Here is an 11,876-nt window from a genome sequence, read left to right on the forward strand (position 1 = left end):
GTGTTAACTCAGCTGACCTTTACCTTGCCAACCATTCCGGCTTCCATGTGGCCAGGAATCAGACAAGCGAAATCGACGGTGCCTGCCTGGTCGAATTGCCACACGAGGCCGCCTATTTTGCCCGGCGCCAAGGTAATCATATTAGGCTCCGCATGTTGCATTCCGGGCATTTTTCGCATGTCGGCTGCGTGGGCCTGTAGCTCGGCAATGGATCCGATCACCATTTCATGAGGAATTTTCCCGGTGTTCTTGATAAAGAAACGAACAGTCTCGCCAGCACCAACCTGTATCTCGCCAGGCGTGAACCGCATTGTATCGTCCATGGTCAGTTCGATTGTGCGGGCTACTTTCGCCGGATCGCCAGGCTGACCTGTCGGGGACGGTGCTTTTGACATCGTGGACATATCGTGTCCAGGCATGCCATGCACTGGCGCAGCGCGCCCGCCGGCATGGCTACCCGCGGCCGATGCCAGGGTCGGAAGCAGGCTCAAAGCCACGATGGAAAGGAATGTTTTCATTGTGAATACTCTCTTATCGTTTAGTAAACGGGGCGGCCGCTGTCGCGCCACCCATGGGAAAAGGTAACGTCAAAATCTGAAACTTAAACCGGCAACAAAACGGGTTTCCTGCTTGGCCTCGCCCACGGCACGTGCATAATCCGCCGTCTTACCAAACTTGCTGGACCACTCCACCCCAATGTAGGGAACAAACTGACGGGTGACTTCATACTTGAGCCGCAAGCCTGCGGTGCCATCTGTCAGCCCGCTACCAATACCCCGGCGTTCGTCGTCTTTGCCATAAAAATTCATTTCCACACTCGGCTGGAGATAAAGTTTTTGTGTGAGCAATATGTCGTATTCAACACTTAAGCCCAATGCGGTTCGACCGCTTGGGCCGACATAGGCGGTGGCGTCTACCTCGAACCAGTAAGGCGCAAGCCCTTTAACGCCAAACGCAAGCCATTTCCGGTTCGGCGCCCCTTGGCCATGGTCGAAACGGAAACCCAGTTCGGTGTCCCAAAACGTTGAAACCGCATGACGCCAAAGCAGTTGCGTCTCGGAGTCTTGCAGTTTGCCGCGCGCGACTTCGCCCTCAGCTTTGATGACCGCCCTGTCATAGGTGCTGCCGTACCAGGCTTCGCCCTCATAACCCCCCCACTCCTCGCCTCGCGCCTTCACGTACTCAAGCCGGTCAAACCTGACTGATGCGAAGTTGTGCATGTCCGACATGATCAGGGCATCCTCGGGCGGCAACGCATACTTGCCTGCATTTCGGGCGTAACCGCCGGAGTAGGCATCCGGATCACGGGCATCAGGCGGCGCCGCCCCCCCCTTGCATCTGCATATCGCGGTGATCCATGACGCCCGCCCCATGGTCCATCCCACCCATGGAGCCAGCCGTTGACGGTGCCCCGGTGTCGGCTACGCCCTGCGGCATTGTGGGCGAGCTCTTCACCGAGTCAGCCTGCTTGCTTTGCATGTTCATGGCCCCGTGTCCCTGATGCGCCTGCGCATGGGCAAAGATGGGTACCGCGCCTACTGCAGCGATTGCCACGGTAAGGAGTTTCCCCTTTAATTGCTTCTTCAAAACCAGAATGCCTGACGTGTCGCTGATTGTCTTCATGCCACCACCACTTCACGAAACATGCCCGCATCCATATGTAGCATCAGGTGACAATGCCAGGCCCAGCGCCCCAGGGCGTCAGCGGTTACAAGGAAGCTGATCCGTTGCGCTGGCTGCACGGGAATTGTGTGACGCCGCGCCTGAAATTGCCCGCTGGGAGTTTCCAGTTCACTCCACATGCCATGCAGATGCATGGGATGCGTCATCATGGTGTCGTTGTGCAAGATGACTCTGACCCGTTCGCCGTACCGGAAATGCACCGGCGTTGATTTGCCGAACTCCACGCCATCGAACGACCATGCATAGCGCTCCATGTTTCCAGTCAGGTGGAGCTCGAGTTCGCGCTCCGCCCCGCGCGGATCCATCGCACCGCCCAAGGTGTGCAAATCAGAGAGCGTAAGCACGCGTCGGCCGTTGTTACGCAGTCCAATTCCGGGATCGTCCAGATTAGTCCGTGGCGTGTCTACCCGCATATCGGCGCTTGCGCCATACTCTGTTCTAGCATGGCGCACTTGGGCGCTCGCCCCAGTCGCTGGCATTGCGCCATGGTTCATGCCGACCATGGAGGGTTGATTCGCCGCAGCATGACTCATCGCCCCTGTACTTCCGTCCATCGCACCCATCATGTCGGTCATGGTCAACCATTCTGCCGGGTCGAGGGTCGGGACGGGCGCATGGAGTCCAGCATGCGAGGCTAGCGTACCGCGCGCATATCCCGTGCGGTCCATGGCTTGAGCATAAACGGTGTAAGCGTCATCCTTGGGCTGCACCACCACATCATAGGTTTCCCCAGGTCCGAATCGGAACTCATCGACCGTCACCGGCTCGACATTCACACCGTCAGCCTGAACTACTGTCAGGCCAAGGCCGGGGATTCGCACGTCATAGAAGGTATTGGCCGCGCCGTTGATAAAGCGCAGCCGCAAGCGTTCGCCCGGTCGAAAGAGCCCCGTCCAGTTGCCCGCAGGGGTCGTGCCGTTCATCAGATAGGTAAGCACGCTGGCGGACAAGTCCGCCAGGTCGGTTGGATTCATGCGCATTTCGTTCCACATCTTGCGCTTGTCGACAGCCGCCTTCACACCGATTCGGGAAACGTCCTGGAAGAAATCTACCGCCGTGGGCTGGTTATAGTTGTAATAGTCGCCCTGGGTCTTGAGCTTGGCCAGGACGCGCATTGGGTCCTCGTCGGTCCAGTCCGAGAGTTGAACGACGTACTCGCGGTCGACCCGTATGGGGTCGGCTTCTGCTGGGTCGATAATGATCGCCCCATAGACGCCCGTGGCTTCTTGCATACCCGAGTGCGAGTGATACCAATACGTGCCACTTTGCTGTACCTTGAACCGATACGTGAACGTTTCGCCCGCTGGAATTCCAGTAAAACTGATGCCGGGAACGCCGTCCATCTGAAATGGCAGGATGATGCCGTGCCAGTGGATCGAGGTGGCTTCTTTCAGGCGGTTCCGGACCCGAATCGTCACCGTATCGCCTTCGCGCCAGCGTAAGGTCGGTGCGGGCAGCGAACCATTGACCGTCGTCGCCATGCGAGGACTACCGGTGAAATTCACGGGCGATACACCGACGTCCAGCGTGAACTCGGTTCCGCTCAGCACGGGGGCTGAGCCGGTATTTGTACCGTCCGGGCGCAGCCCGGCGGCCCGAGCGAACGGCGACAGGCCCAGCACTATGCCACCTGCGGCAAGTCCTTGGACGAAACGACGTCGAGGCAAAAACGTGGGGAGTGCGGCCAGCGAAGTTAGGCGTTTCAAGCGAGAGAGTCCTATTACGAGTTGTTTATTGAGCCCTATGGTCGGTCGGTTTAGTTAAACCACGCGATCAATTTTCTTAACTTTAATCAAGTCGGGCTGTCACGTGCGTGACGGCCGCATTACATTTCTGTAATGCAATGGCCATGTATGCGCGGCCGGGCCAACGCCAAACAGCCCCGCCACTACCAGGGCAAGTAGGGCTATCAAGTTACGAATGAATTGGTTTGGATTCCACAACCCGTCCGGGCATCACAATTCTTTATTGCGGTCCCCAACAGCAGCTACTGTCGGTATTGGCGCCTGGGGAACCTTGCTCTTTTTTGATTCGTTATCGCTGTGGCACGATTGCATACCCTTCATCATGAAAAACATCATCAACGGGCAGATGAGGAAAAATAAAAAAGGGCTCACCGCCGTAATCCACTCACGAGCAGCAGGTAGCGCGGCGTAGGCCCCCGCAATCAGTACGGCTAACCCGAGACCGGCTTTGAGCATTGCCTTCATATCGCATTTCATTTTCGGCTCTCCTTGTAGTTAACGCTCGCTATTCTGTAGTGCGAACGTCTGGCGAAAAGCCTACTTTAGCCATTCCATGCTTGCAGGCAGATTGCGGGCACATTACATCTTCGCAATTTTCGAGAAAGAGCGTCGGGGAAGCCGCCTGTCTGTCGCCACATATCAAGCGACGCTATTGTGGTTATCGACTTACCTTAGCGCATACTAGGCGTGGAAGAGATTTTCTACACTGGAGTTGTAAGAATGGTGAACTACGAGGCCGGACAACGTCCGGCGCCCGAAGTCCATATTCATAGGGTATAGGAGTAACGATCCTGCAATGTGGAGTGTTCAAGCCATTTGAGCCATCCGCTTGCACTCTTCGGCACACCTCCTGCAAGCCTCGGCGCAGCGTTGGCAATGATCCATTTTGTGCTTGGCGCATTCATCTGCGCATGCTTGGCAAATATCCGCACACAGGTGACAAAGCGCTTGAGCGAAATCGCTGCCCCTGGCCATATAACTGGCTGCCAAGCGACAAATTTGAGCGCAATCCATATCCAGTTTTATACAGCGCGCCATACTGTTGACGTCCTGTTCCGCGAGACACGAAGCTGCACAATGGTCACAGGCTGTCGCGCAGGCATAACAAGCGTCGATACAAGATTGGAACTTTTCATGGGACATATTCATCTCCAATAAGGGTCAAATGAGGTTGCACATGGCCATTTCACAAAGCCGCCACCGTTGCCTAGCAATTCGAGTGCCATACGCAGAAGCGTTCTGCCTGTCAAATGTTGGAATCTATGTGCCCCTTCTGCCCGTAATAGGTTACGAGTCTGCCTACACATTACAATTTTGTAATCTTTGCGTCATGTTCACGTAAGCGCCGCCGAATTACAGTCCATTAACGCTAAGTCATTCTAAAGCCGTACCGTACCGTATCGGCTTACCCGGAGGAGTTATATGAAGTTGCTCGTGGTCGAGGACGAGATCAAGACAGGCGATTACGTCCGCCAAGGACTCGTGGAGTCGGGCTTCGTCGTGGATCTCGCACGCACCGGCCTGGATGGCCACCATCTGGCCCTGACAGGGTCTTACGATTTGATTATCCTTGATGTCATGCTGCCGGACGTTGATGGTTGGCGCATCGTGCAAGCGCTGCGCGACGCCAAATCGTCGACGCCCGTACTTTTCCTGACCGCCCGGGATAGCGTGGAAGATCGGGTCAAGGGGCTGGAATTGGGCGCTGACGATTACTTGGTCAAGCCCTTCGCTTTCTCAGAACTCCTGGCACGCGTCCGTACGTTGTTGCGGCGAGGCGCCGCGCCCTCCTTCCAGGATCAATTACAAGTAGCCGATCTCGTCCTCGATATCCCCCGGCGCAGGGCTCAGCGTCAAAGTGTGCGCATTAACCTTACAAACAAGGAATTCGCCCTGCTGGAGCTTTTGGTGAGGCGCCAGGGCGAGGTATTGCCCCGCTCACTGATTGCCTCCCAAGTTTGGGATATGAACTTTGACAGTGATACCAATGTCATTGATGTCGCGATACGGCGGCTACGGGCCAAAATCGACGACGACTATGACCCGAAGCTTATTCATACCGTTCGCGGCATGGGATATATGCTCGATGTGAGCCACCTGGACTAGCCTATGAAGCGACGTCCGGCATCCCTGGCGGTGCGACTTATTGTCTCCATTGGGGCAGTGATTACCGTCGTGTTACTCGCGTTCGGCTTGATCGTTGAACGGTCGCTGAACAATCACTTCATCCAACAGGATGTGGACGAGATAAACGCCGTCGTTCAGGCATTACAGGGCACACTCGCGACGCTCCCGGCTGATATAGCGCCGAAGGATCTCAGCTGGCAGCTTGCCAATGCCGTATCTGGCCACCATAACGCGCAATTCCGTATTTCCGATGACAAAGGCGTGGAGATCTACGCGACGCCAGGGTCCAGCCTGGAAAGGTTTACACAAGTTGCACGTCCGGTAGACAGCGCCACTGTCGACACGGTAGGCACATGGCAAGACCATGGCCAGACATACCGAGGCGCTGTACTGCGCATGGCGTCTGACGGCCTGCCCGCGTCAGGCCCGCTCACTATCACAGTGGCGACTGGGATCAACTTTCACCTCCATTACCTTGACAGTTTTCGCAACTACCTGCGAATTATCACGGTCGCCGCCTGCCTTATCGCTATTCTGGCTACCTGGTTCGCCGTACACCAGGGCCATGCGCCGATACGGCGTATCAGTCGCGAAATAAGCAGGATCAGGTCCGACCAGTTGCATGTCCGACTCCAGCCGGACGCTGCACCTTCTGAGCTGGTAGAGCTTGCCACCTCTTTCAATGAGATGCTCGAACGACTTGAAGGCGCGTTTCGCCGTTTATCGGATTTTTCGGGCGATATTGCCCACGAACTTCGAACCCCGATCACCAATTTGAAAACTCAAACCGAGGTGGCACTTTCGCAGTCCCGTAACGCACAGCAATACCGCGAGGTTTTGTATTCGAACCTCGAAGAGTATGAGCGCATGGCGAAAATGGTCAGCGATATGCTGTTCCTGGCCCAAGCAGACAATAACCTGCTTAAACCGGAACTTGTCAAAATAGGCCTCAAGACCGAGATGCGTGTTCTTTTCGATTATTTCGGCGCGTGGGCCGAAGAGCGCGGGGTCGGTCTAAAGATGGTGGGCTCGGAAGTTTACATCCTCGGCGACAGGTTGATGATGCGCCGGGCGTTAAGTAATCTGATATCGAATGCGATCCGGTACACGCCGGCCGGCGGCAGCGTTACAGCTTCCTTTTGTCTCGAATCGAGTACTGCGAGAGTATCTATCGGTAACCCAGGGCCTCCTATAGATCCCGAACACATCAATCATATCTTCGAACGATTCTACCGGCCAGATGCGTCGCGACACCGCAGTGGTGAGGGAGCAGGCCTGGGCTTGGCGATCGTCAGGTCAATTGTCGAGGCTCATGGCGGAACGATCAGTGCTCACTCCACGCCACAAGCGACAACGTTTCAGATGGCGGTCCCCGCAACAAAATGTTGATCGTTGCTGTGCAACGCCTCATGAGATATGCCTTTCAACTGGCAGGGAACTGAGCAATGGGTGCCGCTGACATTGCTTGGCGAGTCAGGATTACGATAGAACGCCCAGCAACGCGATAGACCGGACGGCTTGAAAGAAGTGACGCGCCACTGTCCGCGATATCATGCGGCGCCTCCAGGCCGGTGTCCACGATACGACACCAAGGTAGTCGCGTTGCGTCCTGGACGGTAAATTCGAGCGGGTTCCAATAGCCGTTTATCATGACATAGATGTCTTCATCGGCCTGGGATTCTCCGTAAAGACAGAAGGCAATACTGCGCGATTCGTAGCTCATGTCTGCTGCGCCGCCGATACCATGCCACTTGACGTCCTCTCGCCAGAACCTGCTTCGCGACAGACTGGAATGAGCCTTTCTGAACGCGATCATGTGTTTGAAAAAACGAAAAACATCCACGTGCTCCCTGAGCCGACTCCAGTCGAGCCAGCTCGTTTCATTGTCCTGGTTATAGGGATTGTTATTGCCGCCTTGAGTCTGCATGAATTCATCTCCTGCCCTCAGCATCGGAGTTCCATTGGCAAGGAACAACAGGCAGCAGAAATTCTTAATTTGCCTGATACGCAGTCGCATGACATTTTCCGGCAGCCCGTCGTCGCCCTCCCACCCACAATTCCATGAATACTCCTCATCCAATCCATCGGTATTCGCATGGCCGTTGCGCCAGTTACGCTTTCTGCTGTAGGAGACTAGATCGTATAGCGTGAAACCGTCATGTGAGGTGATGTAGTTGATGCTCTGATAAGGGTGGTAGGCATCCCGCAAATCGTCGGGGAACAGATCGTCGCTTCCGTACAGGCGCCGAACGAGGGATGGCACCATGCCGGGGTCTCCCCGGACGTAGCGTCTAATATCATCGCGAAAAGCGGCGTTCCATTGTGCGGCGCTGATACCGGGAAACGCTCGTCCGAGTTGGGACACGCCACTTGCATCCCATGGCTCGACAATCATCCGCAAGCTGGCCAAGCTTTGGTCGGACGCCATATCACTCAAAGGCGTGGATGCTGCCGTGTCGATGGCACCATCTGTGCCGCGCGAGAAGACCGAGGCCAGGTCGAACCGGAAACCGTCCACGCCCATTTCAACCGACCAATGCCGAATGCTGTCCATTATCAGTTTGCGCACTGCATGGTTTGCACAATGCAGTGTATTTCCGGTGCCTGTGACATCCATATAGGGCCGTGCGGCCTGATCCGAAATCAAATAGTAGGTACTGTTGTCTATGCCCTTGTAACTGTAAACCGGCCCGGTGTGATCCCCTTCGCATGTGTGGTTGTAGACGACGTCGAGTACGACCTCGATGTCTGCTTCGTGTAAAGCATCGACAAGTTCACGGAACTCGCTCCTCTGGGCTCGACCTGAACGATCTTTAGCGTATCCATTGTGCGAAGCAAAAAAGCTTAATGGGGAATAGCCCCAAAAATTCCCGTCAGAAGGGTCAAACTGGAAGACCGGCATCAGTTCAACTACCGTTATACCGAGTTCCTGCAAGTATGGAATTTTTTCGATGATACCGGCGTAGGTGCCTCGGGCTTGCGGAGTCACGCCTGATGAAGGGTGTTTGGTGAATCCGCCGACGTGCAGTTCATAAATGACCGAGTCGGATTCATGACGCGGACGCCGCCGGGTTGTGGGTGGAGGCGACGCTTCAGTGGGCAGTACGCCGAGTGGCGCCTTACCGGCGTTGGTACCGGGGTGGCTTGCTGCCAGACGGTCCATTCCCGGTGGAAAGAACACCTCTTTCGCGTATGGATCCAGCAGAACTTTAGTCGGATCAAAAGCGTGCCACTCGAATCGTCCGGTCGGGAACGGGCCGTCGACGTGGTAAGCGTAATAGACAGCATTGCACAAATCCGCCCTTGGTATCCTGCAGTGCCAGACGCGTCCGGATTTGTTCTTCAAGTAATCGAACACGAAAGTCACAACCGGCGTCGTCACACAGCTTGCCGCGTACAGCAACAACGTCACCTTCTGTGCGTGCTTGGAATAAAGTGCAAAGTTGTATGCATGTTCTGACTCTATCCAGGTCACTCCCATCGGGCCCGGTTCTCCCTCTGCCGTTCCCCAAGAAGGACGTGCTGGCAGTTGCTCAGTATGAGAATGCTGTCCCGAATCAATGTTCGCCATAGCGAGTCAGTCCTTGGCTGCGAGACGCCTTATGCGTCGGTGTTCCGTATCCGTTCCATGCGCCGGATGTCCTCGCTCAATACTTCGATACGATTCAGAATCTGGACCAGTTGATCGTTTCGCAACCGGTCAAGTTTATCGTGCAACGCCATGATCTCGATCTCCGCCTTCAAATTGACTTCGTAGTCGTGACCAGCGTCGATCCGATCATGCTGCAGTTGTCGATGCTGGGCCATCATGATGATCGGCGCCTGGATCGCCGCGAGCATAGACAGCACTAAATTGAGAAAAATAAATGGGTAAGGGTCAAAGGCCCGTGTAGCCAACCACATATTGCCAAGCGCCCAGATGCCGAGAAAGACACAAAAGCCGGTGATGAAACGCCACGATCCCCCAATGCGTGCCATGCTATCCGACAATTTATCACTGAAGGACAGGTTCTCTTCATACACCTCATTGGTATTTTGCGTGATAGGTTGTCGCTCCATCGCGCTCTTCATTACCCGCCGTTGAGCATCCGTAAGCGCGTCGTAGTTATGCCTGAACCATTCGTGTGGGATTTCGCGTTCCGGTTTCATCCTCAAAACCTCCTGAATTGATAGAGCTCGATTATGTGCCGAAACGGGTCCCTAGTGACGATCACCATGGGTAACCGTGCGAGTTGGTGGGAGTTCTGAGCCGCGACGAATCGTGACCCGCAACCCTTGTCCAAAACCATTGTTTGCCTCGCGCATCCCGAATTGCAGGACCAGTCCATGAATGTGCGCGATTCGGCGCGCGATCGAAACGCCAAGCCCGCTGCCTGGCTCCTCATTTCCTGACGCACGCAGGAATCGATCTCCCACTCGCGGCAGGACCGCAGGGGCAATGCCTGGGCCCTCGTCATCCACAAATATGCCCGTCGCGGAGAAAGTCAGGCGCACATGCGAGTGTTTTGGCCCATAGCGGATGGCGTTGTCAAGAATGTTCTTCAGCATAACGGCCAGCGCGTCCGCATCGCCTACTACGGGCAACGGTACATCGTCGGATTCCGGCCATTCCACGGAGATTTCGACATCGCGCCGATCAGCGATCCATAAGCAATCGCCGACTGCCTGATCGGCGACGGACCGCCAGTCGACAGCGCTACCAAAAGAGACGCGATTGATGTCGTCGAGTCGCGCCATGATCAACAACTGTGACACCAGCCGGTCGAGCCTCTCGATGCCGCGTGTAACGCTGCTCTGTGCATGCTGCCGCTCACCCGGGTCTCGTGTCCGCTGCGCAACATCCCACTGCGCACGCAATGCAGCCAGCGGCGTGCGCAATTCGTGGGCCGCATCCGCTGTAAAACGTCGCTCTTGTTCAACCAGCGTGGCTACGCGCGCAAGCAGCCCGTTCATGGCTTCTACTAACACTTTCAGTTCGCCAGGAGAATCTTCGACCGGCAACGGTTTCGGGTCATCCGGACTACGCCGTTCCAGCTGCGCGGACAGGTCATGGACTGGTTTAAGCGCTTGTTGGACGGCAAGGATCAAGAGCATGATCAACACCGGGAGCCCGAACAACCACGGAACGATTTGGCTGGCGATATAGGCCACCACGAGATCGCTGCGTTCCCCGAGGCGCTGTCCCACAGCTACGCGCGTTTGACTTGAGGGCTCGCTTAGGTAATACAGCCGCCACTGCGTACCGCCGACGGCACTATTGAAAAAACCTTCCCGGGCATCATCGCGCGGGAACTGTAGCGCCTGATCGTCCAGCACTAGGGGGACGTCCGAGCCGCGCCAGATTGCTACGGCGAGATCGCCGAGGCGGGCATCTCCAGGGTCCGCCGGCAATGGCGATGGCAGTGCCGGACGAGACGGCGCCGCCGACCGCGGGATCAGAGCGGCAACTGCAAGCGTCTGCTCGGCGAGCCGCAACATGTCACTATCATAGAGCTCATTGATCTCGTGTGACGCGCGCCAGTAAGTGCCAGCTATAGTGAGCAGCCATGCCAAAGGCGCAGCGACAAGCACGGCGATGATAAGTCTGCCCTTAAGCGTCATATGCCGACATCCTCCGCGCCCAATGCATAGCCCGACCCACGCACGGTGCGCACAATCTTGGGATGGATCTTCTTGCGTAGATGGTGCACGAAGACCTCCAAGGTATTGCTCTCCATTTCCGCATCCCAGTCGTACAATTTGTCGCGTATGAAATCGCGGGTCAGCACACGATTTGGATGCGTTAGAAAAAGTTCCATCAGCAAGGCTTCCCGTGTCGTCAGGTCCACACGCTGCCCCTTCCAGTGCACCTCGTGTAGGGCAGGATAATACTCGAGCTCTCCGTGACGCCAGACAGGTTCCGGCTTGCCGGCTACGCGCCGCGTAACGGCACGCAGGCGCGCGGCGAGCTCTTCGAGTGCCACCGGTTTGATAAGGTAGTCGTCCGCACCGGCGTCGAGTCCCGCAATCCGGCTCTCGACCGAGTCGCGTGCGGTCAAAATGACGACGGGTAATGTTTGATTGGTGTGGCGCCAGCGCATCAGCAGCGCCACACCGTCTTCACCCGGCAAGCCCAGGTCTAACACCACGGCATCATAGTGCACGACACGCATTGCCTGGTCACCTTCCCGACCGCTGGCGAACCAGTCAACCGCATAGCCCAGCAGCCGCAAGCCCCGCTTAAGGCCGTCGCCAATAAGCGGATCGTCTTCTATGATGAGAATTCTCATTTACATGCCCACTGCTTCGTTCCTGCCAGATAATACTGGCCGTCGTTAATTT

The 11,876-nt window shown here is 56.2% G+C and carries 12 protein-coding genes; 2 read left to right on the top strand and 10 right to left on the bottom strand.

Annotated features, from left to right (window positions below; all coding sequences use genetic code 11):
- Positions 1–8: 8 nt before the first annotated feature.
- The 6 genes from CR155_RS09210 to CR155_RS09230 all read right to left on the bottom strand — a co-directional run bounded on the left by CR155_RS09210 (position 9) and on the right by CR155_RS09230 (position 4,571).
- A complete protein-coding gene (locus CR155_RS09210) occupies positions 9–518 on the bottom strand; it encodes a cupredoxin domain-containing protein (protein WP_102069730.1) in 510 nt (169 codons plus the stop codon).
- Between the two features lie 69 nt (positions 519–587).
- On the bottom strand, positions 588–1,229 hold the full coding sequence (locus CR155_RS21355; protein ID WP_369406175.1) for a copper resistance protein B: 642 nt from the start codon (positions 1,227–1,229) through the stop codon (positions 588–590).
- A gap of 82 nt (positions 1,230–1,311) precedes the next feature.
- Positions 1,312–1,623, bottom strand: a complete 312-nt coding sequence (locus CR155_RS21360; RefSeq protein ID WP_369406176.1) for a hypothetical protein — start codon at positions 1,621–1,623, stop codon at positions 1,312–1,314.
- The gene (locus tag CR155_RS09220) at positions 1,620–3,389 is read right to left on the bottom strand and encodes a copper resistance system multicopper oxidase (protein WP_233214069.1); all 1,770 of its coding nucleotides are present in this window, start codon (positions 3,387–3,389) and stop codon (positions 1,620–1,622) included. Before CR155_RS09220 ends, CR155_RS21360 begins: the two co-directional genes overlap by 4 nt.
- Before the next feature lie 249 nt (positions 3,390–3,638).
- Positions 3,639–3,905, bottom strand: a complete 267-nt coding sequence (locus CR155_RS09225) for a DUF2933 domain-containing protein (RefSeq protein ID WP_102069731.1) — start codon at positions 3,903–3,905, stop codon at positions 3,639–3,641.
- Positions 3,906–4,235: 330 nt separating this feature from the next.
- The gene (locus CR155_RS09230; protein WP_102069732.1) at positions 4,236–4,571 is read right to left on the bottom strand and encodes a four-helix bundle copper-binding protein; all 336 of its coding nucleotides are present in this window, start codon (positions 4,569–4,571) and stop codon (positions 4,236–4,238) included.
- 279 nt (positions 4,572–4,850) lie between these two features.
- Between CR155_RS09230 and CR155_RS09235 the strand changes: the two genes are divergently transcribed.
- A complete protein-coding gene (locus CR155_RS09235) occupies positions 4,851–5,534 on the top strand; it encodes a heavy metal response regulator transcription factor (protein ID WP_102069733.1) in 684 nt (227 codons plus the stop codon).
- A 3-nt stretch (positions 5,535–5,537) separates the two neighbouring features.
- On the top strand, positions 5,538–6,944 hold the full coding sequence (locus tag CR155_RS09240; protein ID WP_102069734.1) for a heavy metal sensor histidine kinase: 1,407 nt from the start codon (positions 5,538–5,540) through the stop codon (positions 6,942–6,944).
- Positions 6,945–6,978: 34 nt separating this feature from the next.
- Here CR155_RS09240 and CR155_RS09245 read toward each other — a convergent pair whose 3' ends face one another.
- From CR155_RS09245 to CR155_RS09260, 4 genes are read right to left on the bottom strand one after another with little or no spacing between them, the layout of a single operon-like run.
- Positions 6,979–9,126 carry a glycogen debranching protein gene (locus tag CR155_RS09245; RefSeq protein WP_102069736.1) on the bottom strand — a complete coding sequence of 716 codons (2,148 nt, stop codon included), beginning with the start codon at positions 9,124–9,126 and terminating at the stop codon, positions 6,979–6,981.
- 29 nt (positions 9,127–9,155) lie between these two features.
- Positions 9,156–9,704 carry a DUF1003 domain-containing protein gene (locus tag CR155_RS09250; protein ID WP_102069738.1) on the bottom strand — a complete coding sequence of 183 codons (549 nt, stop codon included), beginning with the start codon at positions 9,702–9,704 and terminating at the stop codon, positions 9,156–9,158.
- 51 nt (positions 9,705–9,755) lie between these two features.
- Complete coding sequence (locus CR155_RS09255; protein ID WP_102069740.1) at positions 9,756–11,156, bottom strand: ATP-binding protein; 1,401 nt, start codon at positions 11,154–11,156, stop codon at positions 9,756–9,758.
- On the bottom strand, positions 11,153–11,824 hold the full coding sequence (locus tag CR155_RS09260) for a response regulator (RefSeq protein WP_102069741.1): 672 nt from the start codon (positions 11,822–11,824) through the stop codon (positions 11,153–11,155). Before CR155_RS09260 ends, CR155_RS09255 begins: the two co-directional genes overlap by 4 nt.
- Between the last annotated feature and the right edge of the window lie 52 nt (positions 11,825–11,876).

Origin of the sequence: Pollutimonas nitritireducens (genome assembly GCF_002849615.1) — a bacterium.
GTDB classification, from domain to species: Bacteria; Pseudomonadota; Gammaproteobacteria; order Burkholderiales; family Burkholderiaceae_B; genus Pollutimonas; species Pollutimonas nitritireducens.